Below are 25203 nucleotides of genomic sequence, written 5' to 3'. Positions count from 1 at the left end.
GCCGAAGTAGTCGAGGCTCGACAGGCCGCGCGGGTCGGTGACGTAGTAGCCGGGGGCGACGGCGCCGCTGACGAAGGCGTTGTTCCGGCTGCGGCCGAAGTCGAGGTACTGGGCGTCGGCCTCGATGCCGAACACCACGCCGTTACCCGGGGTCAGCTGGAAGTTGTAGCCGATCTGGCCACCGCCGGAGAAGCCGTCCTGGCTGCGGTTGCGGAAGGTGGCGGTGGTGCCGGCGGCGGCGTAGGGGGCGGGGACGCCGAAGGTTGAGTTGTTGTTGCTGTTGCTGCTGGCGTCGAAGGCGTAGCCGGCGTTGATACCGAAGTAGGCGCCGGTCCAGGTGAACACCGGCACGGGGGTGAACACGGGCGGCGGGGCGGCGCGGCGCGGCAGGTCGGCGGCCGAGGCGGCGCCGGTCAGGAGAGCCGTAGCGGCGCTGGCGAGAAGAAGCTTCTTGATCATCGGGTCCTCTGTCTCCCGTTGGACGGGATGTGTGCCGGGCGACAAGAACGTCAGGACGCGTCCGGGCGATAGTGCAAGGATGCAACAGCGCGGGTGGGGCTCCCGAACCCCACAGCCGAAAGGTGCGCTGGAGCACATCATCGCACGGATTTGATTGGTCCAGGACAAACTATTAAGGGATCTCTGTCCGCTCGGAGACACTCTATATTTTGTTCGCTTGTCACGGCAGGCGATCTTCTGGACGCGCAGCTGCAATGCCTGCTCCAAAAGGCCGGGTGGCTGGGGAAATCTATCGCAAGTTGTTTACCCTGTCGGCGACACACGAGGGGCCGGAGACCCGTGTGGGCGCCGGATCTCGGAGCCAGACCACGACCTGCGCCGATCCGCGCGACCGCAAGGCGTGGCCGCATGGACGGGCGGCGAGAGTCTTCCTATCTCTCCACCATGGCTGAGGCGCATTTCCGCCCGGATCCGGGCATGGCGTTGGCCACTGTCTCACTGGAGACCGCGGCGTCGCTGGAAGAGATCGTGTCCGTTCTCCGGCGGACCGGGCGGGAGATCGTCGGCTCCGACGGGATCGCGGTGGTGCTGCGCGAGGGCGACGCCGTCCACTACGCGGCGGAGGACGCGATCGAGCCGCTCTGGCGCGGGAGCCGCTTTCCGCTGACCGATTGCATCTCCGGCTGGTGCATCCTGAACGGCCAGACGGCGATCGTGCCGGACATCGAGTCCGATCCGCGGCTGCCGAGGGCGGCCTATCGCATGACATCGATGCGCAGCCTCGTCATGGTTCCGATCGGCGTCCCCGATCCGGTGGCGGCCCTCGGCGCCTACTGGTGCGCTTCGGTCATTCCCGACGACGCGACCGTTTGCCGGCTCGAGGCGCTGGCCCAGCAGGCCGCGGCCGCCCTGGCGCGGATGCGGCTCCTGACCGGGGTGACCGGATCTCAGGCCTCAGGGAAGCCCGCCGGTCCGTGACGCCCGGGCCGCGGGATCGTTCGGCCGTCCCGGTTGTTCCCTGGCTTCCAAGACCCCTCAGGAAGTCCGACGTCCCCCTCATGAAACGCCTCGTCCTCGCCGGCATCTTCGTTGCCCTGCTGATCGCCATCGTCGCCATCGCGGCCACGTGGTCGAAGGTCACGCCCGTAAACCCGGCCGTGGCGCCCGATACGTCATCGACGCCCAACCCCACCGGCGCGCGGAAGTAAGCGAACTCGCTTGCCCGGATCCGGTCCGCGACCGAACGCGCCGCGGGCCCTTCGGGAACATGCGCCGGGTTGCAGCCTTGAACAGGCATCGGCCATGCGCCGGAAGGCACCCCAGGGAGAGGCGCATGGGACAGGATGTCGAGGCGGCCCGCGAAGCTTTCGGATCGGTCCCGCCGGGACGGCCCGTCCAAGCCACCGCAGAGACCGATCCGGCGGCGGGCGGCAGTGGCCCGCACGCGCCGGGCCCCGTGGCCCCAGAAACCCAGGACGTGCCCGAGACCGGCGGATACGATACCCGCCCGCCCCGGCCCGCGCCGGACAACCGCAAGGGCGGTCACGGCGCGGGTTGAAGCCTCGGATCCGGCATAGCGATCCCCGCGCACGAAGCCCGTGCGCGCCGGGACGATCAGCAAAAGATCGAGACGTTCAGCCACTTCGACAGATCATCGCAACACGCTATCGGTTTTCGGAACGTCGTGCTCCGCTGCAGGATTGATGGTTCCGAAACGATCGACGGAGTCCATCATGCGTCTGCCCCTCGCCCTTGTCGTCGCAACCCTGCTGGGATCAAGCGCCGTCGCTCAGACCACGGTCACGGGCAAGCCGGCCGCTCCCGACGCCAAGACCAGCCAGCAATCCGGCGGTCAGGAGAGCGTGACGCGGCCGAACACCGACACGATGACGCCGAACGGCACCGCACCCGGCGCAGGCACCAGCGTCCGACTCGAGAAGGGCGCCAACAGCTTCACGGAGGGCGAGGCCCGTTCGCGGCTCGCCAAGGCCGGTTTCATGGACGCCCGGGACCTCAAGAAGGACGCGGACGGCATCTGGCGCGGCACCGCCACCCATGGCGGTCAATCCGTCCAGGTCGGCCTCGATTTCAAAGGCAACGTGTCGGCGCAGTGAGCCGCCCCGCCACAGGAGACAGATCATGGCCCAGCAGACCATCACGGCCCTGTTCGACCGCTACCCGGATGCGAGCGCCGCGGTCGGCGAGATCGAGGGGCAAGGGATCCCGCACGGCGATATCAGCCTCGTCAGCAACAACGAGGGCGACCGCCATGCCGGGACCCTCGGCGACGGGGGCGCCGATACCCGGGACCGCGCCAAGGACCGCGCCAAGGACGGCACCGGTGCGGGGGCGACCCTTGGCACGGTCGCGGGCGGCGCCGCAGGCCTCCTGGCGGGCCTCGGCCTCATCGCGATCCCCGGGGTCGGGCCGGTGGTCGCCGCCGGCTGGCTCGTGGCCACGCTGACGGGGGCCGGTCTCGGCGCGGCTGCAGGGGGACTCGCCGGAGCGCTGACGGGGGCCGGAGTGAGCGAGGGGGACGCGCATGCCTACGGCGAAGGCGTGCGGCGGGGCGGAACCCTCGTCACGGTCCGGATCGACCCGGCACAGGCCGCGCTGGCCCCGACGGTGACGGCGGCGCTGGAGCGGCACGGGGCGGTCGACCTCGACGAGAAGGCGAGCGCGTGGCGCGCGGAGGGCTGGACGGCCCCGCAGGTCACGGCCGGCAGCGGGCCTGCCGGGATGCCGAGCGGGCAGGGCCGGACCCGGACCTATCCGGCCACGACCGACCTCTGACCGGGCGGCCCGGATCCGAAGTCGTTCGAAAGCGGACCGCGCGATCGTCTGGCGACGCGGAAGCGGTCCGCGGCGGCGATCGTGCGGTGCAGATGAAATCGCGCCTATTCGCTAAGTCATCAACCTAAATTTACTTCGTTTAAACCCTTACTGGCCCCAAACGACGAGGAGACAAAGCGCGATTCGAAGGATCTCACATGACCGACACACACGATGACGCCACTGAGACCTTCATGGCGATCACCGCCGAGCTCGTCGCCGCTTATGTGTCGAACAATCCCGTGCCGCTCGCGGAACTGCCGGCCCTGATCGCCCGCGTGCACGGCGCCATCGCGGGCCTCGCCTCGGGAACCCTGACGACGGAGACCGGCGCGGCCGCCCAGCCCGAGATCGACCGGCCGGGTGCCGCCCAGATCCGCAAGTCGGTCCGCCCCGACGGGATCGTGAGCTTCATCGACGGCAAGACCTACAAGACGCTCAAGCGCCACCTCACCAGCCACGGGCTGGACCCGCGGGCCTACCGCGACCGCTACGGCCTGCCGGCCGATTACCCGATGGTCGCCCCGGCTTACGCCGAGCAGCGCTCCGCCCTCGCCAAGGCGATCGGCCTGGGCCAGCCCGGCGCCATGGCCGAGCGCGAGGGGAAGGGCCGCGGCAGGGCCTGAACGAGAGGGTCCGCATCTGTCCGGTGCGAACGTGACGATCCGCACCGTTGGATATGACGCCGACACTCCGACGCCGATCGTGGGCCGGACGCGCCGAGGCGCGATCGCAGGAGACGCGGAGCTGTCTCCGGGGCGACCGTGCCCCGGGAGCAAGTGCCTCAGGCTGACCCCGCCCGGCTCGCCGCCTCCGCGTCGAGCAGCCAGCGGCGGAAGGCCTGGATCTTCGCCAGCGTCCCGTTCGCGAGGATGACGTGGAGAGGTCGCGGGTCAAGCTCGCGACCCGGCCCTGATCCAGCCGCACGAGCTGGCCGGCGGCCCGTTCCCTCTCCGCGAACCGCAGGCTCTCCAGCGCGACCCCCAGCCCCTGGACCGCCGCCGAGATGACCACCGAGCCCCGGCCGATGGCCGCGCCCGCCGCGCCGTCGGCGGCGGCGGCCAGCCGGTTATGCGCGAGCCAGTCCGGCCAGCGGACCGGACTGAACGACGAGTCCAGTCGGGTGAAGCGCCCCGCCGTGCCCACTCCGACCGACCCCAGCGCCCGGGCGACCTCCGGGGTGCAGAGGGCGGCGATCTCCTCCGGCCCGAGGGACCCGACGGTCAGGCCCGCCCCGCACGGAGGCCGGCCGTCGGCGATCAGGATGTCGATTTCCGCGTGGGGCCGGCCGAGACGCAAAAAGTCCGCGCTGGGCGACAGCCGGAGGTCATGGCGACGTGCCACGTGCGCACCACCGACGGCATCGCATGGTGCGCCACCGGCCGGCCGCTGGAGATGATCAGCCAGGATGCGGCGGCCTTCGACAACAGCCACGCGGTGATCGGCCCCTCGGTGGGCGCCGTGTCGGTGGAGACGGAGAGCGGCCGCTCGGTCGCCCGGCAGATCAGCCGCAACCGGCGGCGTGCCGCAGCGGAACCACGGCCTGCTGACCTGCTCGCAGCACAGCATCGACGGCGCGGCCTTCTGGTTCATCGCCCTGGCGCGGGCCTGCCAGCGGCAGCTCCTGGTCGAGGCCACCGGCATCAGGCCGCAGCTCCTCTCCGAGAAGACCGCCCGCTACAGCCGCGAGCACGTGGCCAGTGCCGATATCGGCTGGCTGCACCTCCGGACGCTGTACGGCCACATCGCCGAGACCCGGCCGGACATGTTCGCGCAAGGCGCAAACCCGGCCCGGGGACCTGTCGGATGCGCGGGTCCCCGGTTCAGATCGGTCGGTCAAGGCGAGGCCGTGAGCCCCGGCCCGGTCTGTCCGGAATCCTGGCGCCGCGCTCAATCCGCCGCGGTTTTCATGGTGATCAGCCTGGACCGATCGACGATCGTGCCTGCGCCCTGCGAGCCGGCGGACCAGGAGTAGTTGCGAGGCGGTCCCGTCGGCCTGAGAGGCTTGGCGCCCGCCGTGTCGCGGTTGGCCGTGGCGATCATCGCCGCGAGGGCATCGGGACCCTCGAGCGATGCGAACGGCAAGGCGGCTTGAGGCGTCGGATCGAGGGGCGTCGCGAAGGCGATGTCGCCGCCCGGCCGCGTGACCCGGCTGACCTCGGCGACGAGCCGCGCCGGATCCGGCACGCGATCGATCACGTTCAGCGCGACGACGAGGCGGAACGTATTCGCCGCGAACGGGAGCGCCTGGGCGTCGGCGATCCAGAAATCCACCCGATCGGCCTCGGGCGGGAAGTGGTAGGTTTCGCGGCGCTCATAGGCATCGCCGCAATGCCGGAGCGGGTAACGCAGCAAGCCCCGATCGAGGATCCCCCGGCCGATCCGCAACAGGGGCCAGTTCAAATCCACGCCGAGCACGGGCACGTCGTGGTGGGCCGCGAGGTCGAAGCTGGTCCGGCCGGCCGCGCAGCCGATATCGAGCCTCGGGCCGCGCCCAACGCCGAAATGCTTCAGGGCCTCCGCCAGGCAGTGTCGGGCGCGGCCGGGCGGCGGCTCCGCACCGTCCGTCTCACCCTCGAACAGGTCGCCGTAATGATCGTGGGCGTAGCGCGATTGCTGCGCGCGGCTGATGGCGTAGGCCGAGTCCGGCCCGACCGCGGCGCTGATCACCGCCTCCACCGCCGCATCCTCGACATCGCCCGCCAGGACGAGCGGTAGATTCGCCGACAGCCAGCCGCGGACGTCCGGGACCAGGATCGGGACCCCCGCGATGATCGGGAAGCGCTCCCCGCAATCCGGATCGAGGCAGCGCAGGACCCCGGACATGACCGCGTTGCTCGTCGCCTGCGCGCCCGGTTCCAGCACCAGCGCGCCGCGGCGGCAGGTCGGGCAGATGGGCTTCAGGGCGTCGAAATGCAGGCGCCGCATCGGGTCAACCGCCGATCATCACAGGGGCGGGCTCCCTGCGCGGGGGTGGCGAGCCGGGCGTGTTGCGGTTGCACCACCGTACGCCGCGCGGGCCATTGGCCTGCCGCGGCCCATCAACCACCGCCATCCGATCGGTTCCTGAAGTCATCTTGATTCCCATAAGCGATATCGCGCATTATGGCCAGTGTTCAGAGTTGATGAGCGCCAATCTATAGCATAGGCGAAAGCGTAATTTCGTGAAATAACGATGGTGAAAGCTTATTTATTTTGCCGTATAATCGCATACCGAATATGAGCCAGCACACGGAATACTTTATTCTTCAGCGCAGGACAATTCTAGCAGAAGTTTTTACATTTTTCGATTTGATAGCGTGCGGTTGCTTCGCCAACGCTCAGGTTTTCGCTGATGCAGATTGCGGTTCGCCCGCGCGCAGGCCGCCGATCGTCGGGGATGCCCCGTTGGTTTGAGCGGCCCCGCACATCTGCTCCACGGCGCTGCAGCGCCGGCCGGTTGGCGCTCGGCCGTTTCGAAGGGACCGCGCGTTGCCGCATGGTCGGCTCACCACACGTGATCGGATCGGCGGGGGCCGGAGCCCACACCGTGCCCCGTGGCTCTCACCGCCCTCAGGCGGCCACCACGCCGGGCCCGGTGGTGTCGCGCGTGGCATCCCAATCGGCGTCCCAGACCTGCACGCTGTGGCCCGGCGAGACCGCCCGGTACAGCCGCTCCGGCGGCACGTAGTCCGGGGGGCGGATCGGGCTGCGGATCTCCTCGTCCGGCAGGGCGTGGCGCGCCCGGCGGCGGGCGGGATCGGGGACCGGGACGGCGGCCAGCAGCTTCTTGGTGTAGGGGTGCTGCGGGTTCTCGAACACGGCCTCCCGCGGGCCGATCTCCACGATTTCGCCGAGATACATCACCGCCACCCGGTGGCTGACCCGCTCCACCACCGCCATGTCGTGCGAGATGAACAGATAGGCGAGGCCCATCTCGGCTTGCAGGTCGAGCATCAGGTTCACGACCTGCGCCTTCACCGAGACATCGAGCGCCGAGACCGCTTCGTCCGCGACGATCAGCCGGGGATTCAGGGCGAGTGCCCGCGCGATGGCGATGCGCTGGCGCTGGCCGCCGGAGAATTCATGCGGGAAACGCGTCGCCATGTCGGGCGCGAGCCCGACCCGGGTGAGCAGATCCGCGGCGCGGCGCAGGGCTTCCGCGCGCGGGGCGAGGCGGTTGATCAGCAGCGGCTCGGCGATGGCGGCGCCGACGCTCATGCGCGGGTCGAGGCTGGCGAACGGATCCTGGAAGATCATCTGCATCCGCTGGCGACGGGTCCGCAGAGTCTTGGCGTCGAGCCCCGTGATATCCTCGCCGTCGAGCACGACCGAGCCCGACTGGGGCTCGACGAGCCGCAGGATCGAGCGGCCGGTGGTGGACTTGCCGCAGCCGGATTCGCCGACCAGCGCCAGGGTCTCGCCGGCCGCGAGGCTGAACGACACCCGCTCCACGGCGTGGACCCGGCCGGTCACCCGGCTCAACAGGCCGGAGCGGATCTCGAACCGGGTGGTCAGGTCGCGCACCTCCAGCACCGGACGCTCGGCGGCCTGGACGGTATCGGGCCGGGTTTCGGAAGGGTCGGGCGCCGCCGCGATGCCGGTGGTCCGGTCGACCACGGGGAAGCGCATCGGCGCGGAGCGGCCCGCCATGGCGCCGAGCCGCGGGACCGCGGCGAGCAAAGCCCGCGTGTAGGGCTCGGCCGGTTCGGCAAAGATCCGCGCGGTGGGGCCGGCCTCGACGGCACGGCCCCGGGCCATCACCACCGTCCGGTCGGCGATCTCGGCCACCACGCCCATGTCGTGGGTGATGAACAGGACCGACATCCCCGTCTCGTCCTGGAGACTCCGGATCAGATCGAGGATCTGGGCCTGGATGGTCACGTCCAGCGCCGTGGTCGGCTCATCGGCGATCAGGAGTTTCGGCCGGCAGGCCAGCGCCATGGCGATCATCACCCGCTGGCGCATGCCGCCGGAGAAGCGGTGCGGGTAGTCGTGCAGCCGCGCGCGGGCTGCCGGGATCCGCACCGTGTCGAGGAGTCGCAGCGCCTCCGCCTCGGCGGCGGACCGCGACAGGCCCCGGTGCTGGATCAGCGCCTCGGCGATCTGGAAGCCGATGGTCAGCACCGGGTTCAGGGAGGTCATCGGCTCCTGGAAGATCATGGCGATGGAATCGCCGCGCACCCGCCGCATCTCGGCTTCGGGAGCGGTCAGCAAGGCACGGCCTTCGAAGCGCACGCTGCCGCCGATGCGACTCGCATCCCGGGGCAGGAGGCGCAGAACCGACAGGGCGCTGACGCTCTTGCCGGAGCCGGATTCGCCGACGAGCGCGACGGTCTCGCGGGGGCCGACATCGAACGAGACGCCGTGCACGACCTCCCGCCAGCGCCCATCCGAACGGAAGGAGACGGTGAGGTCGCGGACCGAGAGGATCGGGTCCGTCATAGGCTGTCTCCCGGAGCGATCATCGAAATGCAGGGTCCCCGCTTCGCAAGCCAATCTTGGCAAGCCCGACTTCGCAAGCAGGATCTCGCATGCAAGACGGGGCCCGCACGGACCGCGGCATCCCGGCGGGAAGCGGGCCGGGCCGCGACGTCGCGCGCGCAAGCTTGTCAGGCGAAGGCTCCTGCTGACAACCCTGTCACAACCCCCGGTCACATGTGCCGTTGCATCCGGGGGCCGGTGCGGCGTCGGCGGATGCCGGGATGCGGAAGGGGGCCCGGGGTCGGAGCGCCTCAACGCACCGACAAACTGCGCGGGAGATCGGACAGGGGCTCGGCGCCGTCCGCGGTGACGATGACGGTCTCGGAGGCGCCGACGGTCCAGTGGCCGTAGCGGCGCAGGGTCGCCGGCAGGTGGAAGACCATGCCGGGCTCGATCAGCCGGTCCTGTCCGGTGAAGAGCGAGAGCAGGGCACCCTCGCCCCAATCCGGCGCGAAGGCGACGCCCATCGCGTAGCCGATGCGCTTGCGGAAGGCCGGGCCGTAACCCGCCGCGTCGATGACGGCCTGGGCCGCCGCGTGCGGGGCCGAGCAGGGATGGCCGGGCCGGATCGCGGCGAGGGCCGCGTCGAGGGCATGCAGGGCGCAATCCATCATCCCCTGCGCCTCGGCCGGCGGCGGCCCGATCCAGACGCTGCGCATCAAGGCCGCGTGGTAGCGGGCATGGCTGCCGGCGAGTTCGAGGAAGACCGCGTCGCCCGGCTCCAGCCGGCGCCGCCGCCACGTCATGTGCGGCAGACCGCTGCGCGGGCCCGACGCGACCAGGGGCTCCATCGCCATGGCCTCGGATCCGGCGGCCGTCGCGGCGGCCAGCATGACGGCCGCGACGGCATTCTCGTCGGTGCCGGCCGCGCAGGCCTCGAGCCCGGCGGCGATCCCGGCCTGCGCGTAGCGGGCGGCGGCGCGGATCGCCGCCAGCTCGGCTGCCGACTTCACCACCCGCAGGGGGGCGAGAAGGCCCGATCCGTCGGGCAGCCGATCGGGTCCGAGCGCGGCGTCGATCCGGGCCGCGAGCGCCGGCGAGACGAACCAGCCGTCCCGTTCCAGGGCTGGCCGGTCGAGCCCGCGCCGCCGGACCAGCGTTGCCAGGGCCTCGGCCGGATCGGCGCCATCCGGATAGGCCGCGATGTCGTGGAGCCAGGTGTTGGCGGCCGCGCCCGGCAGTTCGAGCTGCCGGACCAGGAGGGCCGGATCGCCCGAGACCGGCACCACGAGGGCCTGGAACGCGAAGTAGCCCGCCGTCTGGCGGCCGGTCAGCCAGTAGATCGTCTCCGGGCCGGTCACCACCAGGGCGTGGTGACCGGCCGCCGCAATGGCGGTGCGCGCCGCCGCCTGCCGGGCGGCGAACTCCGCCTCCGGGAAGGCCGCCTCGCGGCCGCGCAGGCCGGCGAATTCGTGCATCGGACCGTCTCCGCCTCAGACTTCGCTCAGGCGCCGGATGATGCCCTGCTTGAAGTTCTCGAGATGGGCCGCGATGGCATCCGCCGCCGCGGCCGCATCCCGGGCCCGCAGGGCGGCCACCACCGCGAGGTGCTCGCGATGAACCGCCTCGAATCGCTCGGGCATCCGGCTCAGGTTGAACATCTGCGTCTTGCGCCGCAGGTCCTTGATCGTCTTGGCGAGGATCGTGTTCTGGCTGTGGTCGGCGATCAGCTCGTGGAAGCGCCGGTCGACCTCCCAATTGCCCGGCGCGTCGGGATCGCCCGCCGCCAGCAGCGCCTCGCTCTGCCGCTCCAGATCGGCCAGCACGGCGTCGTCGATCCGGCCGGTGGCCAGCACGACGCTCTCCCGCTCCAGCAGGCGGCGAACATGCAGGATCTCGATCAGCTCGCGCAAGGAGAACTCCTTGACCACGAGCATCCCGCCGGGCTGCCGCTCGATCAGCCCCTCGGTCTCCAGCCGCGACATCGCCTCGCGGGTCGGGGTCCGCGAGATGTCGAGCATCTCGGCGAGGCGGCGCTCGTGCAGCACGGTGCCGGCCGGCAGATCGCGGCGGACCAGCATGTCGAGCAGCCGGTCGTAGGCCATCTGACCGAGGCTCCGCTCGCGACGGGCGTTGAGCGCCGTCGTGTACGACGCGGCGTCGAGGGTCTTCATCGCGTCCTCCCGGAGCGGCCGGCCGGGCCGCTCCCATTCTTATTTATCTCCGGCGCCGGCCCCGCTCACAGGGCGGGTGTGTGGATCGGCTCCTTCGGGGCCGGATCATAGCCGATCAGGGGCGTGACGAGCTTGGCGTAGGTCCCGTCGGCGACCATTTCGGCGAGCGCCTTGTTGACGGCGGCGTGCAGGTTCGGCTTCCCCTTCTTGATGGCGAAGCCCTTCTGGACCGTGCTGAGCGGGGTCTCGATCATCACCAGGGGCAGCTTGCGGGCCTTGATGGCGTAATTGCCCGCCACCGCGTCGTTGATCACCGCATCGATGTTGCCGTTGACGAGGTCCTGCATGGCATCCGCGGCGGTCTTGTAGCTCTTCAGGGTGGCGCCGTGCTCCTCGGCGAGCTTGCCGAAGGTCGAGGCCGAGAGGGCGCCGACGTTGCGGCCCTTGAGGTCGTCCGGGCCCTTGATGCCGGTATCCTTGCGGGTGACGATCCGCGCGCCGGACTCGAGCCACCCATCCGCGAAGGCGACCTGCTTCTGGCGGGCCGTGGTGATGTCCATCGACTCGCTGGTGATATCGTACTGATCGGCCATCAGGCCCACCAGCAGGGCGTCGAACTTGATGTTGACCGGGCTGTATTCGAGCCCGATCCGCCGGCAGACCTCGCGCATCACCCGGACCTCCAGCCCGTCGAGTTCGCCGCTCGGCGTGCGCATGCTGAACGGCGCGAAGGTGCTGTCGGTCGCCACGATCAGCTTGCCGGGCTCGATCAGCTCCAGCTTGCCCTCGGCCGCGCGGGTCGCGGGGGCGGTGAGAAGGCCGGTGCCCAGGCTTGCGCAGAGGGCGGCGAGGGCGAGGATGTGGCGGCGGTTCATGGCGATCTCCGGTGTCGGGACGGGGCGGGAGGTGTCGGCCGCGGCCCGTCCCGCGGTGGGTGAGGCTCAGGACAGGCGGGCGTAGTGCCGCTCGAAATAGGCCGAGAGCTGCGACAGGATCGACGTGAGGCCGAGGTAGATCAGCGCCGCCGCGATGTAGAAGTCGAAGGGCCGGAAGGTCGTGGCGATCATGAGCTGCGCGTACAGGGTCAGCTCCACCACCGTGATCGTCGAGAGGAGCGAGGTGTTCTTGACCGCCGAGATCGCCTCGTTGGTCAGCGAGGGCAGGATCATGCGGAAGACCTGCGGCAGGACGATCCGCACCATCATGATCCGCGGGTTCATGCCGAGCGCCAGCGCCGACTCGACCTGACCCCGGGGGATCGCCGCAAGGCCGGCCCGGATGGTCTCGGCCACGTAGGCGCCGCTGCTGACGCCGAGCGCGATGATGCCGGCGGTGATCGGCGAGAGCTTCACCCCGATCTGCGGCATGCCGAAATACACGATGAACACCTGCACCAGGGTCGGCGTGCCGCGGATGAACCAGACGTAGAAGCTCGCCAGCGCCCGGATCGGCGCGAAGGACGAGCGCTTGCCCAGCGCCCCGAGCAGGCCGCAGACCCAGCTCACCAGGATGCTCGCCACCGTGACGCCGAGCACGACCAGGGTGGCCGAGACGAAGCCGGGTCCGTAGGTGACGACCTCGTCCGAGAGGGTGAGCCACCAATCCTGCAACGCCGCGACGCTCATCGCCGTCCGATCTCCCCGAGGATGCGCCGGCGGCTCATGCCGTCTCTCCGAGCGCGGCGGGCTGGTGCAGCACGCGCCGGAGGAACTGGCGCAGCCGCTCGCTCCGGGGCGCGCCGATGATGGCGTCGGGCGGCCCGTCCTCGGCGATCACGCCGCCGTCGAAGAACAGGGTGCGGGTGCCGACATCCCGGGCGAAGGCCATCTCGTGGGTGACAAGCAGCATCGTCATGCCCTCCGCCGCAAGCGAGCCGATCAGCGCCAGCACCTCGCCGACCAGTTCGGGATCGAGGGCCGAGGTCACCTCGTCGAACAGCATCACCTTGGGCGCCATCGCCAGGGCGCGGACGATCGCCACGCGCTGCTGCTGCCCGCCCGACAGCTTCGACGGGTAGGCGTGCCGCTTCTCGTAGAGGCCGATGCGCTGCAGCAGCGCCTCCGCCTCCGCGACCGCCTGCCGCCGGGGCATCCGCCGCACCTGGATCGGTGCCTCGATGACGTTCTCCAGCACGGTCATGTGCGGCCAGAGATTGTAGCTCTGGAACACCATGCCGATCCGCGCGCGCAACGCGCAGAGCTGCTGCGGGGTCGGCTGGCGGCGGGCGCCCTGCTCGTAGTCGAAGGCGAAGCGCTCGAAATCCATGAAGCCGGAGGTCGGCGTCTCCATGAGGTTCAGGCAGCGCAGGAACGTGCTCTTGCCCGAGCCGCTCGCGCCGATGATCGACACGACCTCGCCCTCGTGGATGTCGAGGGAGATGCCCTTCAGGACCTCGTTGGCGCCGTAGCTCTTGTGGAGCTTCCTGATCTTCAGGAGCGGGGGCGCGGCCGTCGCGATCTGAGCCATCGTCGAACCCGAGGTGATGCGGTCGTGATGCGGATCTTTGCTTCGATCCACGACACGATGCGCGCTAAGATACTGTTTTTCAAAACATCAAATCTCTCAATATGGAGATTTTATTTTGATGTCGCTGCGGTTCTACATTGCCAGGGCCGCTGCGATGCCTTAGCAAAATCGGTATACCGCCGGCATTCAAGCGGTATTTTTGAGCAGGGCTGCCTTCGACATGGTCATCGAGCCCCCGGATCCGGGTTTTGCCTTCGCGGGCGCACCGAACCCCTGCCTCATTGTTCAGCCGATTGGCCGGATCGGCCCGGCGCGGCAGGCGGATGTGCACGGCGGACAGACGGCATGACCGGCCTCGCGATCGACCCGGATTTCTGCGAACGCCTGTTCGCCGAGCTCCTGACCTTCAGCCAGGACGCGCCGGGCGTGACGCGGGCGGCCTACGGCCTCGGCGAGGAGCGCGCCCATGCTTCGATGCGGGCCACCGGGCTGGCGCTCGGGCTCACCGCCGAGACCGACGCGGCCGGCAACCTGTTCCTGACCATGGCGGGGCGCGACCCGGCACTGGCGCCCTGGATGGTCGGCTCGCACGTCGACACGGTGCCCCACGGCGGCAATTTCGACGGGGCGGCGGGCGTGATCGGCAGCCTCGCGGTCGTGGCGGCCCTGCGCCGCGCGGAGATCGTGCCGGCGCGTCCGGTCACGGTGGCGGTGTTCCGGGCCGAGGAGAGCGTGTGGTTCCCGGCCTCCTATGTCGGCAGCCGGGCCGCCTTCGGCCTGCTGCCGCCGGATGTGCTCGACCTGCCCCGCGCCGATACCGGCCGGAGCCTGCGCGACCACATGGCCGAGCTCGGCCTGCGGCCGGAGGCGGTGGCGCGGGGCGAGCGGCTGCTCGATCCGGCGCGGATCCACGGCTTCGTGGAGATGCATATCGAGCAGGGGCCGGCGCTGGAGGCGGCCGGGATCCCGGTGGGCTTCGTCACGGCGATCAGCGGCAGCTTCCGCTACCGCAAGGCCGCCTGTTTCGGCCGCTACGGCCATTCCGGCGCCGTGACGCGCCGTGAGCGCAGCGACGCCGTCTTCGCCCTCGCCGACCTGATCACCGCGCTGGACGCCTTCTGGGGGGGCCTGGAGGCGGAGGGCTGCCCGGCCACGATCACGCTGGGCGAGGTCGCCACCGACCCGGTCCAGCACGCCTTCGCCAAGATCCCCGGCGAGGTCCGGTTCTGCCTCGACGTGCGCAGCACCGAGCCGTCCGTCCTGGATCGGATCGAGGCGGCGCTTGCCGAGCGCATCGCCGCGATCGAGGCCGCCCGCAATGTGCGCTTCGTCCTCGGCGAGCGCACCGGCAGCACCCCGGCGCGGATGAGCGCGGCGCTGGTCGAGTCCCTGTCGGGCCACGCGCGCCGGCTCGGGATGCCGTTCCGCACGATGGCGAGCGGGGCGGGGCACGACACCGCGGTGCTCGCCGGCCAGGGCGTGCCGAGCACGATGATCTTCATCCGCAACCAGAACGGCAGCCACAACCCGGACGAGGCGATGCGGATCCCCGATCTCTGCGCGGCCGCGACCCTGGTGGCCCATCTCGTCGCCGAAGCCTGACCCCACGCGAAAGACAGGATGCACCGATGATCGTCGATCTGAACTGCGACATGGGCGAGGGTTTTGGCGTCTACCGCCTGGGCGATGATGCCGAGATGCTGCGCGTGGCGACCTCGGCCAACATCGCCTGCGGCTTCCACGCCGGCGACCCGCTGGTGATGCACGAGACCCTGCGCCTCGCCGCCGCGAACGGCGTCCAGGCCGGCGCCCATCCGAGCTTCCTCGACCTCTGGGGCTTCGGCCGGCGGCCGATCCACGGCGAGCGCCCCGCCGACATCGAGAAGGCGGTCCTCTACCAGGTCGGCGCCCTCCTGGCGCTCGCGCAGGATGCCGGCTGCCCGGTGCGCCACGTGAAGACCCATGGGGCCATGGGCAACATGGCCAACGAGGATGCCGACCTCGCGCTCGCGGTGGCGCGGGCGATCCGCACCCTCGACCGCGACCTGATCTTCGTGGTGATGCCGGGCCTGGAGACCGAGAAGGCCGGGGAGAAACTCGGCCTGCCGATCGCGCGCGAGATCTACGCCGACCGCGCCTACGCGGATGACGGCACCCTGGTCTCGCGCAAGCTCCCCGGCGCGGTGCTGCACGACCCCGAATCCGTCTCGGAGCGCGTAGTGCGGATGCTGGAGGACGGGGCGATCACCTGCCTGTCCGGGCGGCGCATCCCGACGCGGATCGACACGGTCTGCGTCCATGGCGACACGCCCGGCGCCGTCGCCATGGCGCGCCGCCTGCGCGAGGACTGCGCCGCCAAGGGCATCGCCCTGCGCCCGATGGCCGAGGTGCTCGGCGCCTGAGCCCGGGCGACGCCATCCGCGTCGGGGGAGGGGACATTCTCCTCAGGCGCGGCGGACGTTCCAGAAGACGAACTGGCCCTCGACCGCGTCCTGGAGATCGCGCCGGAGGGCCGTCCGGTAGAAATACTGGCCGGTCGGCAGGTACGGCACGTCGCGCATCGCCAGGGTCTGCATCCGGGCCGCGATCGCTTGCCGGGCCGCCTGATCGGGGGCCTCGATCCAGGCTTCCCGCAGGCTCTCCAGCTCGGGCAGGTTCGGCCAGCCGAAGAAACCCTTCTCGCCGCCGCAGCGCAGCACCTGCTCCACCACCGGATTGGCCATGTCGAGGCCGGTCCAGGTCGTGTTGAAGATGTTCCAGCCGCCCTGGTCGGGGGGCGCCTTGCTGGCGCGGCGTGTCACCAGCGTGCCCCAGTCGGACACGACGTACTGCACGTTCATCCCGAGGCGCCGCAGCAGGTCGTTCATGACCTCGCCGAGGGCGCCGAGCACGGGATTCTCGCTCGTCGACATGAGCACGACGCGCTCGCCCTTGTAGCCGGCCGCCACGAGGTCGCGCTTCGCCTTCGCCAGATCGCGCGGCCCGGTGAGGACGGACAGGCCCGCATCATTGGCCATCGCGGTGCCCGGGGTGAACAGGCCGACATCCTTGCGCCACAGCTTCGGGTCGTCGCCGGCCGCCGCCCCCATGAAGTCCGCCTGCGACAGGGCCTCCAAGACCACCCGCCGGATCGCGGGATTGTCGAAGGGCGGATAGAGGTGGTTCATGACGCCGGTGCCCAGGTTGCCGAGCGTCGAGGCGAGCTGCGTGGTGATCTGCGGGCTGGCCTGGAGCGTCGGCACGAGGTCGGAGATCGGGTTCTCCCACCAGTCGACCTCGCCGTTCTGGAGGGCGGCGGCCGCGGTGCCGGGATCCGGCATGACCTGCCACTCGACCCGGTCGAAATGGACGCGCTTGGGCCCCGCCACCCAGGACACGGCGCCCTCCGCCCGGGGCCGGTAATCCGGATTGCGATCGTAGACCACGCGGGCGCCGACGAGGCGCTCCTTGGTGTTGAAGCGGAACGGGCCGGAGCCGATCACCTCGGGGATCTGCTGGGCCGGGTCGGTGGCGGCGAGGCGCTCGGGCATGATGACGAGGACCGGCGGGCCGAGCTTCGCCAGGGTCTCCAGCATCAGCCCGTAGGGGCGCTTCAACCGGATGACGAAGGTCCGGTCGTCCGGCGTCTCCAGGGCGTCGGTGCGGGCCATCAGGGCCTGCCCGAGGCTGTCGCGCTGCGCCCAGCGCCGGATCGACGCGACGCAGTCGCGACCCCGCACGGGCTCGCCGTCGTGGAACTTGAGGCCGTCGCGCAGGCGGAAGGTCCAGCGCTTCCCGTCATCCTCGACCGTGTGGCCCTCGACCATCTGCGGCTGCGGCGTGAGCTGCGCGTCGAGGCCGTAGAGCTGGTCGAACACCATGAGCGCGTGGTTGCGCGTGATGTAGGCCGTGGTCGTCACCGGATCGACGATGGTCAGGTCGGATTGCGGCACGAAGCGCAGGACGCTCGCTCGACTGCCCTGGGCCAGGGCCGAGCGCGCCGGCAGGAACGGCGCGGCGGCCGCGGCGGTGGCGCCGCCGAGGAAGGTTCGTCGCAACATGAGGGTGACTCCTGGCTGTCCGGGTCAGGCGGGCGGGGAGGGATGCGCCGGGCGGCTTGCGTGGCGAGGCCGACTTCTGCGGGCGCGCATCCAATGGGAGCGCAACCTGCAAGGTCCGTTCCCGCCGCCCATCAGGGGTTGCCGACCGCCTCCTCGGCGGTCCGACGCAGGGCCGCGCGGTCGATCTTGCCGGTCGAGGCGAGCGGCAGCGCCTCGACGAACCAGACCCGGCGCGGGTGCTGGTAGGCCGGCGCGTGGGCGAGCGCGTGGGCCTTGAGGGTGGCCTCGTCGATCGCGGTGCCGGGCCGGCGGACCACGAAGGCGACGGGCTTGGTGCCCTTGATCGCATCCTCCACCGGCACGACGCAGGCCTGGAGCACCGCGGGATGGCGCTCCAGCACCAGCTCGACCTCGCCGGGGAAGATGTTCTCGCCGCCGGAGACGAACATGTCGTCGGTCCGGCCCAGGAAAGCGTAGAACCCGTCCGCGTCGCGGCGGAACACGTCGCCGGTGTCGTAGAACCCGTCCGCCGTGATCGGCACGGGCACGTCCGGGCGGTTGTGGTAGCCCAGCATGATCGCGGGGCTGCGCATCTGCAGGACGCCCGTCTCCGGCGCGTCCGGCCCGACGAGGCGCACGGCGATCTGGGGATGCGGCGCGCCCACCGAGGCGACCGGCGTCGGCAGGCCGTCCGGATGGTCGCCGAACACGACGGGGCCGCCCTCGGTGGTCCCGTAGGCGTTGAGGATGCGGGCGTTCGGCAGCAGGGCGCGGATCTGGCGGGCGAGCGCGTCGTTGACCGGCGCCGAGCCCATCCGCACCGTCCGCACGCCGGTGAGGTCGGCCCCCGCCAGGAGATCCCGCTCGCGCAGCATCATGGCGATCATCGGCGGCACGGCGGTGAGCCACGTGCAGCGGTGTCGGTCGATCGCCGCGATGTAGGCCCGCGCCTCGAACTGCGGCAGCAGCACCATCGTGGCGCCGGCCGCGCAGACGAGGAGCGCCAGGGCCAGCGCGTTCATGTGGTAGAGCGGCGCCCCCACGAGCAGACGGTCGTCGCGCAGGTCCGTCTCCGCGGCGCGGGTCCGGGCCACCCAGAGGTGGCTGGCATGGCTCAGCCGCACGCCCTTTGGCCGGCCCGTGGAGCCGGAGGTGTAGAGGAACAGGGCCGCCTCGTCGGGCGCGGGCACGATCGGCGCGAAGGGCCCGGGATCGAGCCAGGCCGCGAAGCCCTCCGGCCCGTCGTCGTCGAACCCGGCGACCCGGACCTCGGGGCCGAGCCCCGCCAGCATCGCCCGGCGCGGGCCGTCGCAGAGCACGAGCCGGGCGCCGCAATCGGCGAGCACGGTGGCGATCGTGGCCGGCGGGAACTTGTGATTGACCGGGACCGGGACGACGCCAGCCCGCATCGCGCCGAGCAGGGCCGCGACCGTGTCGGGCCGGTTGGCCGAGAGGATCGCGATCCGCTCGCCGCGGGCGATCCCGCCGCGCAGGAGGCCCCGGGCGAAGGCGTCGGCCGTCGCGTCGAGGCGGGCGCGGGTCATCACCTCGGGCTCGGCATCGGGGGCGACGCCGATGATCAGCGGCCTGTCCGGCGGCCCGGACCGGTCGACGAGATCGCCGAGATTGGTCGCACCCGTGGCCGTGCGTGTCATGGGGCCGCCCTGCAGGGGAGACGAAGATCGAAGGCCGGCAGCGTCAGCGTGGCCGTATCCGGCCCGTGCCGGACCCAAGCCGCCTCCGCGAGGGCGGCCGCGCGGGTTTCGAGAACATCGAGGCTTTGGAAGCGCAGGGCCAGGGCGGCGAAGCGGGCGGCCGGCCCCGGCACGATCGCGATCCGCGTGTCCCCGAGCCGGATGGTCCAGCCCGTGTCGGCGCCCTCGGCCGGCGCGCCGCAGGCCGCCGCGTAGAGGGCGGCGTCGGCCTCCGGTGTCGGGCTCGCGATCGTCAGCGCGTCGATCCCCGAAAAGCCGTTCGGATGATCGAGCCATTCGGCCCGCCAGACGAGATCCGGGGTCAGGTGCTCGCAATGGTAGAGGCGTCCCGCCGGAAACAGGTGGGCCGGCACCCGCACCGTCCGGAACCGGGCCTCGTCCGCCCGGCCGTCGAGAGTCACCGGCCGCGAGAAGGCGACGGGCGGTCCCGCCGCCAGCCCTGCCGCGGCGAGGCGGGCGTGGGTCGTCGCGGCGTCCCGGCTCGCCACCACGAGCCCGTTCAGGCCGAACGGGCTGTCGAGAACGTCCTGACGCTGCGGGCCCGTCTCGGGCACGCCGACGAGTTCGAGGTACGGGCCCGCCGTCATCATCAGGTGGTTGATGGAGCCGAGCGAATGGTGGCCGCGCGGCGTCAGCCGGAAGCCGAGGGCGGCGAACAGGTCCGCCGCCTCGTCCATCCGCCGCAGGACATTGACCACCACATGGTCGAGGGTCCCGTCCGCTGGGGCGGCGGGGGCCGGCCCCATCATTTCGCCGGCGCCGTCATGTAAACGCCGCGGCCGCTCGCGAGCAGGCGTCCGGCGTCGTCGAGGATCTGCGCCTCGGCGACCGAGAGCTGGTTGCCGAACTTCACCACCGTGCCGCGGCAGGTGAGATCGCCCTGCATCGCGGCCCGGTGGTAATCGACCCGCAGATCCACCGTGGGGACGCCCCGGCCGGTCTTGGAGACCAGCGCCCAGTCGGCGGTGAGGTCCACCAGCGTCGCCAGGATGCCGCCGTGCACGTAGCCGCGCTCGGCGTTGACGACCCATTCCGGCCGCCACGTCGCCTTCAGCTCGATCGTGCCCTCGCCGACCGAGACGACCGAGAGGCCGAGCCACTGGTGGAACGGGCCGCGCAGCAGCAGCGCCTCGACCTGCTCCGTGCTGAGGGGGGTGTCGGACATGGCTTTGGAATCTCCTTGGACAAGACTCTCCTCCCCCACGGATCTCCGGCTTGCCCGAGATCCGCTTCCTGTCTGCCCAGATCGGGCAAGGCCGATCTGGGTGGGGAGGCGTTGGAGGTGGGGGTGGCTCAGGATGGGGCGCCGCGGTGCCTTCTGCGCCACCCCCACCCCTGGCCCCTCCCCGCAAGGGGGAGGGGAAAGCCCCTCGGCGAGGCGGCGCTACCGCTGCCGAAGGCGCGCCTCCGGTCGGGCTTCAGGGCGTGACGACGATCTTGCCCATGACCTCGCGGTCGCGGATCATCCGCAGGCCCTCGGCGGCCTCTTCCAGGGGCAGGACCTTGTCGATGGTCGGCTTCAGCGTGCCGGCCTGGATCATGTCCATCAGGGCCGACAGGTCGTCGTCGTAGAAGCTGTTCGAGCCGATCACCTTGAGCTCGAAGCTCCAGATGTAGCGGAGATCCTCCTTGGGATCGTGCCCCGCGGTCGCGCCGCAGACTAGCAGCGTGCCGCCGCGCTTCAGGCACTTGAGTGAGGGCACCCAGGTGTCGCCGCCGGTGAAGTTGATCACCACGTCGACGCCGCCCTCGTAGGTCCGGCGCTGCGGCTTCCCGTATTGCTGGATCGCCCATTTGGAGAAGTCGGTCTCGCGGTAATTGACCACGTGGTCAGCGCCGAGCGCCGTCAGTGCCGCCATCTTCTCGGCGCTGCCCGCGCAGGCGATCACCTCGGCGCCGAGCTGCTTGGCCAGCATCACGCAGCCGGTGCCGACGCCGCCGCTGGCCCCGAGGATCAGGACCCGGTCGCCGGCCTTCACGGTGTCGTGGGTGATCAGCATGCGGTGGGCCGTGCCGTAGGCCACCGGCAGGGAGGCGGCGTCCGCGTAGCTCACGTCCGGCGGCATCGCGATGAGCTGGCCCGTCGAGACCCGGCAATACTCGGCCATGCCGCCGTCGAGCATCTCGCCCATCAGGCCCTTGGCCTTGTTGAGCGGGTTGACCAGCACCCGGTCGCCGACGCTCCACTCCGTGACGCCTTCGCCGAGCGCGACGACCTGTCCGGCCATGTCGAGCCCGATCACCACCGGCATCGGCACCTTGATGCCGGGCATGCCCTTCACGGTGAACACGTCGTGGTAGTTGAACGAGGACGCGCCGACCCGGATCAGGACCTCGCCCGGGCCGGGGGACGGCTTCGGATAGTCGTGGACCACCTTCAGCGTGTCGATGTCGCCGTGCGCCTCCAGCACCAGCGCCTTCATCGTCTCAGCCATCGTGAAAACCTTCTTCTCTCGATCGGGGGAGGGCTACGGGATCGTCTTCGACCGCTCGTAGGGGCCGGGAACCAGGGCCGCGTCCGGCAGGCTGCCCTGGACGACGCCGACCGCCTTGAAGACCTCGAACTCCCGCTTCAGCGAGGCGATGTCGGCAGGCTCCAGGCTGACCGTGTAGATGCCGTCCCAGAGCCCCGCATAGGCGGCGGCGTCGGTATCGCTCAGGTTCGCGGCCGCCTTCAGGATCCTGGCCACGCCGGGCTTGTCGGTCTGGCCGTAGGCGTAGGCCTTGCGCATCGCGGCCACGACCTTGGCGGGCGCGTCCGGGTTCTCGGTCATCCAGGCGTTGCGCATCAGGCCAACACCGAGGATCGGCGGCGCATCCTGCTGGGTGAGGCGCTTCCATTCCTCCCGGAAGGTGCCGAGCCGGCGCAGCTTGACGTCGGGGAGGAGCGCGAGGGTCACGGTGCGCAGGGCCGCCGCGTCGATGTCCTTCTGGACGAGGAATTGCGCGAGCCGGGAATCGTTGCCGGGCACCGCCTGATAATCGGCGGGCTTGAGGCCGTGATTGGTCTCCAGGATCGCCGCCGCGATGGCGGCGGTGCCGCTGCCGGCGGGCGACGTACCGATTTTCTTGCCCTTGAGGTCGGCCATCGTCTTGATCGGCGAATCCGCCGGGACCACGAAGTCGAGGTCGGCCACCTGGGTCGCCAGGACGATGCTCATCGGCAGCCCGTCGGCGGTGACGCTCAGCGCCGTCCCCGCGCTCGCCGCGATCGCGAAATCGATCGCCCCGGCCGCCATGGCCTTGGTGGGCGCGTTCACGTCCGGGAACTTGACGTATTCGGGCGTCAGGCCCTCCTTCTCCATGAACTTGCCGGCCTCCAGCACGGCGCCGAAGCCGAGGCTGATGCCGGAACTCCAGTAGCCGATGCGCACCGTCTCGGCGTGTGCGAGGCCGGGCAGGCCGAGGGCGCAGAGCACGGCGGCGGCGAGGATCCGTTTCAAGGCGTTCTCCAGGACGTGCGATGGGAGGCCGTTTGGCGGGCGTGTCTCCGCGTGGCGCGGTCCGTCACGGCTGTGCCGCCTTCTTCCAGGCGAACAGGCGCTGCTCGGCCGGCTTCAGGACGAGCGTCTCGAGCCCGATCATCAGGGCGACCAGGGTGAGGGTCCAGGCGAAGACCTGATCGGTCTGGACGAGGTCGGCCGCCTGCCGCAGGCGGTAGCCGATGCCGCTGCTCGCCCCGAGCGATTCCGCCACAAGGACGACCCGCGCCCCGAAGCCGATGGCGAGGCGCGCCCCCGAGAAGAAGGCGGGCAGGATCGTCGGCAGGTAGATCTTGGTCAGCACCTTGCGGCGCGGCATGCGGAAGGTGCGGGCGAGTTCGAGATGGTCGGCGCTCACCGTGCGCGTGCCCTGCCAGACATTGGTCAGGATCAGCGGCATCGCGGTCATGAACACCACGAACATCGTGGTCCAGTTCGAGAGGCCGAACCAGATCAGCGCGAAGATCGCCCAGATCGCGGACGAGACGGTGTTGGTCACGGTCAGCACCGGCTCGAAGAACCGGCCGAGGCGGGGGCTCGCGCCGAGCAGCAGCCCGAGCGGCAGGCCCACGAGCGCCGCGAAGGCGAGGCCCGCGCCGATCCGGCCCAGGGTGATGCCGAGATCGGCGGCGAAGCTCGGCGTGGCGACGAGGCCGAGCCATGCGTGCCAGACCCGGGCGGGGCTCGGCAGGACGAAGCTCGGCGCGTTCAGCGACCCGAGCTGCCATGCGGCGAGCGCCAGGGCGAGCAAGGCGAGCCGCTGCAGGAGCACGCCCACCCGGCGGCCGGCCCCGGATGCCCGGGTCCGCTGGATCAGGCGCGGCGGTGTCTTTACGAGCATTGTGCGCTCGCCGCGGAGAGGCTGATGCGCAGGCGTCGGACCTCCTCGGCGACCTCCGCCGAGAGCGGGTCGCGGGGATAGGGCAGGTCGATCGCCCGGATGGTGCCGATCCGGCCCGGCCGCGGGTGCAACACGACCACTTGGCTCGCCAGCACCACCGCCTCCTCGACGTCGTGCGTGACGAAGACCAGGGTCATCGCCCGCAGGCCGGCGATGCGCAGCAGCTCGGCATGCATCTGCGCGCGGATCTCGGGGTCGAGCTTCGAGAACGGCTCGTCGAGGAGCAGGGTCCGGGGTTCGGTGACGAGGCTGCGCGCCAGCGCCACCCGGCTGCGCATGCCCCCCGACAATTCGTGCGGGTAGGCGTCGCGGAAGGCTTCGAGCCCGACGAGGCGCAGGGTGGCGTCGACCCGCCGCGCCCGCTCGGCCCCGGGCATGCGCCCGGCCTCCAACCCGAAGGCGACGTTCTGGGCGGCCGTGCGCCAGGGGAGCAGCCGGTCCTCCTGGAACATGTAGGTCATGGCCCGCCAGTCCCGGAAGGCGTGGGACGGGATGCCGTCGAGGCGCACCGCGCCCTGGTCGGGCTCCACCAGCCCGGCGATCATGTTCAGCAGGGTGCTCTTGCCGCAGCCGGACGCGCCCAGGATCGCCACGATGGCGTGCTGCGGGATCGCGATGTCGACGCTGTCGAGGACGTGGAGCGGCCCGCCCTCCCGTCGGTCGAACCACTTGCTGACATGGTCGAGTTCGATGGCGTTCACGGCGCGCCTCCGTCGGCCCGGGACGGGCGCACGGGCACCACGGCGGTGTCGCGCAGGCTGGCGATGACCTTCTCCAGGGTCATGTCGCGGAAGGTCTCGACGTGGCGGCGCGCCACCAGGGCGGCGCTGTCGGCATCGCCCGCCACGAGATGCTCGATCATCGCGGTGTGATCGTTCTCGATGTTGGGCCGTACGCCCTGGACGCCGAAGCCGAGGGCGACGAGGCGGGTCATCTCGTCGAGGAGGCTCGACAGGGTCCGGTACAGGCGCCCGTTCCCGGACGCCGCGGCGATCGCGAGGTGGAAGCCCCGGTTGGCCTCCAGGAAGAAGTCGATCTGGTTGCCGACATCCACGGTGATCCGGCGGCGGCAGGCCTGCTCCAGGCGCTCCAGATGGGCCCGGTTCACCCGGCCGGCGGCGCCCCTCGCCGCGAGGGGCTCCAGCTCCATCCGGAGCGCGAAGACCTCGTCGACATCCTTCACGGTCACCGGGCTGACCCGGTAGCCGTGCCGCGGCATGGAACTGACGAAGCCCTCCTGGGCGAGACGCTGGAGGGCGATGCGACAGCTCGCCTTCCCGAGCGCGAACCGCTCCATCATCTCGGCCTCGGTGAAGCGCGTGCCGGGAAGAAGGCGGCAGGAGACGATCGCGCGCCGCATCACGTCGTAGGCTTGGTTGCCCTTGCGCGTCGCGTCGGGGACGGCCAGCACCTCGGCCACCGGGCGGGCCGGACGGGACCCGTCGTCGCTCGTCGTCATGTCACCTCACTGTTCCGGCACTGAGGCGCTCACAGATCTCTGTGAGCTGCCCACCATACGCAGATCATGTGCCAACCGCGTTCCAGCCGGCTTCCCGCGCGGGACGCGTGCCGATCGAACAGCCTTCGGCTTTCCACTTGCCGACTTGTCCGGTGATCAGCTCAGCACGCCCTGTGAGCATCCCATGACGTATTTATGGGCATCGAGATTTAGTATTGTAAATAAAATACGCATCCAAAATTGCGGATGGAGATGGAAGAACGCGTGTTCGA

26 protein-coding genes and 1 pseudogene are annotated in these 25203 nt (G+C 70.7%); 9 read left to right on the top strand and 18 right to left on the bottom strand.

All coding sequences use genetic code 11. From position 1 onward, the window contains the following. Positions 1–459 (bottom strand): annotated as a pseudogene (locus tag MKK88_RS05500) (porin family protein); the annotation flags it as partial. Between the two features lie 477 nt (positions 460–936). Between MKK88_RS05500 and MKK88_RS05495 the strand changes: the two are divergent. The 6 genes from MKK88_RS05495 to MKK88_RS05470 all read left to right on the top strand — a co-directional run bounded on the left by MKK88_RS05495 (position 937) and on the right by MKK88_RS05470 (position 3917). Continuing rightward, positions 937–1437, top strand: a complete 501-nt coding sequence (locus MKK88_RS05495; protein ID WP_243997650.1) for a GAF domain-containing protein — start codon at positions 937–939, stop codon at positions 1435–1437. An 80-nt stretch (positions 1438–1517) separates the two neighbouring features. Continuing rightward, a complete protein-coding gene (locus MKK88_RS05490; protein WP_243997648.1) occupies positions 1518–1667 on the top strand; it encodes a hypothetical protein in 150 nt (49 codons plus the stop codon). A 125-nt stretch (positions 1668–1792) separates the two neighbouring features. Beyond that, positions 1793–2017: a hypothetical protein gene (locus MKK88_RS05485; RefSeq protein ID WP_243997646.1), complete on the top strand. Its 225-nt coding sequence runs from the start codon at positions 1793–1795 to the stop codon at positions 2015–2017. A gap of 175 nt (positions 2018–2192) precedes the next feature. Continuing rightward, complete coding sequence (locus tag MKK88_RS05480; RefSeq protein WP_243997644.1) at positions 2193–2573, top strand: hypothetical protein; 381 nt, start codon at positions 2193–2195, stop codon at positions 2571–2573. A 25-nt stretch (positions 2574–2598) separates the two neighbouring features. Further along, positions 2599–3252 carry a hypothetical protein gene (locus MKK88_RS05475; RefSeq protein WP_243997642.1) on the top strand — a complete coding sequence of 218 codons (654 nt, stop codon included), beginning with the start codon at positions 2599–2601 and terminating at the stop codon, positions 3250–3252. 197 nt (positions 3253–3449) lie between these two features. Beyond that, positions 3450–3917, top strand: a complete 468-nt coding sequence (locus tag MKK88_RS05470; protein ID WP_243997640.1) for a MucR family transcriptional regulator — start codon at positions 3450–3452, stop codon at positions 3915–3917. Between the two features lie 633 nt (positions 3918–4550). On the opposite strand, the gene MKK88_RS05465 is transcribed toward MKK88_RS05470, so the two are convergent. After that, positions 4551–4805: a hypothetical protein gene (locus MKK88_RS05465; RefSeq protein ID WP_243997639.1), complete on the bottom strand. Its 255-nt coding sequence runs from the start codon at positions 4803–4805 to the stop codon at positions 4551–4553. 8 nt (positions 4806–4813) lie between these two features. On the opposite strand from MKK88_RS05465, the gene MKK88_RS05460 reads away from it, so the two are divergent. Continuing rightward, positions 4814–5266 carry a hypothetical protein gene (locus tag MKK88_RS05460; RefSeq protein ID WP_243997637.1) on the top strand — a complete coding sequence of 151 codons (453 nt, stop codon included), beginning with the start codon at positions 4814–4816 and terminating at the stop codon, positions 5264–5266. Here the strand turns inward: MKK88_RS05460 and MKK88_RS05455 are convergent. From MKK88_RS05455 to MKK88_RS05425, 7 genes are all read right to left on the bottom strand, one after another. Beyond that, positions 5182–6219, bottom strand: a complete 1038-nt coding sequence (locus MKK88_RS05455; RefSeq protein WP_243997635.1) for a class I SAM-dependent methyltransferase — start codon at positions 6217–6219, stop codon at positions 5182–5184. The two genes, MKK88_RS05460 and MKK88_RS05455, sit on opposite strands and share 85 nt — an antisense overlap. A 624-nt stretch (positions 6220–6843) precedes the next feature. Next, positions 6844–8715, bottom strand: coding sequence for an ABC transporter ATP-binding protein (locus tag MKK88_RS05450; RefSeq protein ID WP_243997633.1), 1872 nt, complete (start codon positions 8713–8715; stop codon positions 6844–6846). A 290-nt stretch (positions 8716–9005) separates the two neighbouring features. Continuing rightward, entirely contained in the window at positions 9006–10172 is a 1167-nt protein-coding gene (locus tag MKK88_RS05445) for a M24 family metallopeptidase (RefSeq protein ID WP_243997631.1), read from the bottom strand. Positions 10173–10187: 15 nt separating this feature from the next. Further along, positions 10188–10868, bottom strand: a complete 681-nt coding sequence (locus tag MKK88_RS05440; protein WP_243997629.1) for a GntR family transcriptional regulator — start codon at positions 10866–10868, stop codon at positions 10188–10190. Between the two features lie 65 nt (positions 10869–10933). Then, positions 10934–11743 (bottom strand): transporter substrate-binding domain-containing protein, encoded by an 810-nt coding sequence (locus MKK88_RS05435; protein ID WP_243997628.1) that lies wholly within the window; start codon positions 11741–11743, stop codon positions 10934–10936. 66 nt (positions 11744–11809) lie between these two features. Further along, a complete protein-coding gene (locus MKK88_RS05430; protein ID WP_243997626.1) occupies positions 11810–12493 on the bottom strand; it encodes an amino acid ABC transporter permease in 684 nt (227 codons plus the stop codon). Positions 12494–12527: 34 nt separating this feature from the next. Further along, positions 12528–13334 (bottom strand): amino acid ABC transporter ATP-binding protein, encoded by an 807-nt coding sequence (locus MKK88_RS05425; RefSeq protein ID WP_243997624.1) that lies wholly within the window; start codon positions 13332–13334, stop codon positions 12528–12530. Between the two features lie 345 nt (positions 13335–13679). On the opposite strand from MKK88_RS05425, the gene MKK88_RS05420 reads away from it, so the two are divergent. Both MKK88_RS05420 and MKK88_RS05415 read left to right on the top strand, forming a co-directional pair. Further along, positions 13680–14936 (top strand): Zn-dependent hydrolase, encoded by a 1257-nt coding sequence (locus MKK88_RS05420; RefSeq protein WP_243997622.1) that lies wholly within the window; start codon positions 13680–13682, stop codon positions 14934–14936. Positions 14937–14962: 26 nt separating this feature from the next. Further along, the gene (locus tag MKK88_RS05415) at positions 14963–15736 is read left to right on the top strand and encodes a LamB/YcsF family protein (RefSeq protein WP_243997621.1); all 774 of its coding nucleotides are present in this window, start codon (positions 14963–14965) and stop codon (positions 15734–15736) included. Positions 15737–15778: 42 nt separating this feature from the next. Here MKK88_RS05415 and MKK88_RS05410 read toward each other — a convergent pair whose 3' ends face one another. The 9 genes from MKK88_RS05410 to MKK88_RS05370 all read right to left on the bottom strand — a co-directional run bounded on the left by MKK88_RS05410 (position 15779) and on the right by MKK88_RS05370 (position 24931). Further along, the gene (locus MKK88_RS05410; RefSeq protein ID WP_243997619.1) at positions 15779–17374 is read right to left on the bottom strand and encodes an ABC transporter substrate-binding protein; all 1596 of its coding nucleotides are present in this window, start codon (positions 17372–17374) and stop codon (positions 15779–15781) included. Positions 17375–17505: 131 nt separating this feature from the next. Beyond that, positions 17506–19029 carry a class I adenylate-forming enzyme family protein gene (locus tag MKK88_RS05405; protein WP_243997616.1) on the bottom strand — a complete coding sequence of 508 codons (1524 nt, stop codon included), beginning with the start codon at positions 19027–19029 and terminating at the stop codon, positions 17506–17508. Next, positions 19026–19835 (bottom strand): VOC family protein, encoded by an 810-nt coding sequence (locus MKK88_RS05400; protein ID WP_243997614.1) that lies wholly within the window; start codon positions 19833–19835, stop codon positions 19026–19028. Before MKK88_RS05400 ends, MKK88_RS05405 begins: the two co-directional genes overlap by 4 nt. Beyond that, positions 19835–20254, bottom strand: coding sequence for a PaaI family thioesterase (locus MKK88_RS05395; RefSeq protein ID WP_243997612.1), 420 nt, complete (start codon positions 20252–20254; stop codon positions 19835–19837). The genes MKK88_RS05400 and MKK88_RS05395 overlap by 1 nt, the downstream gene beginning before the upstream one ends. A gap of 253 nt (positions 20255–20507) precedes the next feature. Beyond that, positions 20508–21524, bottom strand: coding sequence for a zinc-binding alcohol dehydrogenase family protein (locus tag MKK88_RS05390; RefSeq protein ID WP_243997611.1), 1017 nt, complete (start codon positions 21522–21524; stop codon positions 20508–20510). Positions 21525–21557: 33 nt separating this feature from the next. Continuing rightward, positions 21558–22532: an ABC transporter substrate-binding protein gene (locus tag MKK88_RS05385; RefSeq protein WP_243997609.1), complete on the bottom strand. Its 975-nt coding sequence runs from the start codon at positions 22530–22532 to the stop codon at positions 21558–21560. A gap of 64 nt (positions 22533–22596) precedes the next feature. After that, positions 22597–23412, bottom strand: coding sequence for an ABC transporter permease (locus MKK88_RS05380; RefSeq protein WP_243997607.1), 816 nt, complete (start codon positions 23410–23412; stop codon positions 22597–22599). Continuing rightward, positions 23403–24173 carry an ABC transporter ATP-binding protein gene (locus MKK88_RS05375; protein ID WP_243997605.1) on the bottom strand — a complete coding sequence of 257 codons (771 nt, stop codon included), beginning with the start codon at positions 24171–24173 and terminating at the stop codon, positions 23403–23405. The genes MKK88_RS05380 and MKK88_RS05375 overlap by 10 nt, the downstream gene beginning before the upstream one ends. Further along, positions 24170–24931 carry a GntR family transcriptional regulator gene (locus MKK88_RS05370; RefSeq protein ID WP_243997603.1) on the bottom strand — a complete coding sequence of 254 codons (762 nt, stop codon included), beginning with the start codon at positions 24929–24931 and terminating at the stop codon, positions 24170–24172. Before MKK88_RS05370 ends, MKK88_RS05375 begins: the two co-directional genes overlap by 4 nt. Positions 24932–25203 lie beyond the last annotated feature (272 nt).

Origin of the sequence: Methylobacterium sp. E-005 (assembly GCF_022829725.1) — a bacterium.
Classification (GTDB): Bacteria; Pseudomonadota; Alphaproteobacteria; order Rhizobiales; family Beijerinckiaceae; genus Methylobacterium.
Note: the sequence above shows the minus strand (reverse complement) of the source record. Positions and strands in the feature narration are given on the sequence as shown.

Excerpts from the sequence above, each read along its gene's own strand:
- MKK88_RS05495 (WP_243997650.1), top strand. The coding sequence starts at position 937 with ATGGCGTTGGCCACTGTCTCACTGGAGACCGCGGCGTCGCTGGAAGAG.
- MKK88_RS05490 (WP_243997648.1), top strand. The coding sequence starts at position 1,518 with ATGAAACGCCTCGTCCTCGCCGGCATCTTCGTTGCCCTGCTGATCGCC.
- MKK88_RS05485 (WP_243997646.1), top strand. The coding sequence starts at position 1,793 with ATGGGACAGGATGTCGAGGCGGCCCGCGAAGCTTTCGGATCGGTCCCG.
- MKK88_RS05480 (WP_243997644.1), top strand. The coding sequence starts at position 2,193 with ATGCGTCTGCCCCTCGCCCTTGTCGTCGCAACCCTGCTGGGATCAAGC.
- MKK88_RS05475 (WP_243997642.1), top strand. The coding sequence starts at position 2,599 with ATGGCCCAGCAGACCATCACGGCCCTGTTCGACCGCTACCCGGATGCG.
- MKK88_RS05470 (WP_243997640.1), top strand. The coding sequence starts at position 3,450 with ATGACCGACACACACGATGACGCCACTGAGACCTTCATGGCGATCACC.
- MKK88_RS05455 (WP_243997635.1), bottom strand. The coding sequence starts at position 6,219 with ATGCGGCGCCTGCATTTCGACGCCCTGAAGCCCATCTGCCCGACCTGC.
- MKK88_RS05450 (WP_243997633.1), bottom strand. The coding sequence starts at position 8,715 with ATGACGGACCCGATCCTCTCGGTCCGCGACCTCACCGTCTCCTTCCGT.
- MKK88_RS05445 (WP_243997631.1), bottom strand. The coding sequence starts at position 10,172 with ATGCACGAATTCGCCGGCCTGCGCGGCCGCGAGGCGGCCTTCCCGGAG.
- MKK88_RS05440 (WP_243997629.1), bottom strand. The coding sequence starts at position 10,868 with ATGAAGACCCTCGACGCCGCGTCGTACACGACGGCGCTCAACGCCCGT.
- MKK88_RS05435 (WP_243997628.1), bottom strand. The coding sequence starts at position 11,743 with ATGAACCGCCGCCACATCCTCGCCCTCGCCGCCCTCTGCGCAAGCCTG.
- MKK88_RS05430 (WP_243997626.1), bottom strand. The coding sequence starts at position 12,493 with ATGAGCGTCGCGGCGTTGCAGGATTGGTGGCTCACCCTCTCGGACGAG.
- MKK88_RS05425 (WP_243997624.1), bottom strand. The coding sequence starts at position 13,334 with ATGGCTCAGATCGCGACGGCCGCGCCCCCGCTCCTGAAGATCAGGAAG.
- MKK88_RS05420 (WP_243997622.1), top strand. The coding sequence starts at position 13,680 with ATGACCGGCCTCGCGATCGACCCGGATTTCTGCGAACGCCTGTTCGCC.
- MKK88_RS05415 (WP_243997621.1), top strand. The coding sequence starts at position 14,963 with ATGATCGTCGATCTGAACTGCGACATGGGCGAGGGTTTTGGCGTCTAC.
- MKK88_RS05410 (WP_243997619.1), bottom strand. The coding sequence starts at position 17,374 with ATGTTGCGACGAACCTTCCTCGGCGGCGCCACCGCCGCGGCCGCCGCG.
- MKK88_RS05405 (WP_243997616.1), bottom strand. The coding sequence starts at position 19,029 with ATGACACGCACGGCCACGGGTGCGACCAATCTCGGCGATCTCGTCGAC.
- MKK88_RS05400 (WP_243997614.1), bottom strand. The coding sequence starts at position 19,835 with ATGGGGCCGGCCCCCGCCGCCCCAGCGGACGGGACCCTCGACCATGTG.
- MKK88_RS05395 (WP_243997612.1), bottom strand. The coding sequence starts at position 20,254 with ATGTCCGACACCCCCCTCAGCACGGAGCAGGTCGAGGCGCTGCTGCTG.
- MKK88_RS05390 (WP_243997611.1), bottom strand. The coding sequence starts at position 21,524 with ATGGCTGAGACGATGAAGGCGCTGGTGCTGGAGGCGCACGGCGACATC.
- MKK88_RS05380 (WP_243997607.1), bottom strand. The coding sequence starts at position 23,412 with ATGCTCGTAAAGACACCGCCGCGCCTGATCCAGCGGACCCGGGCATCC.
- MKK88_RS05370 (WP_243997603.1), bottom strand. The coding sequence starts at position 24,931 with ATGACGACGAGCGACGACGGGTCCCGTCCGGCCCGCCCGGTGGCCGAG.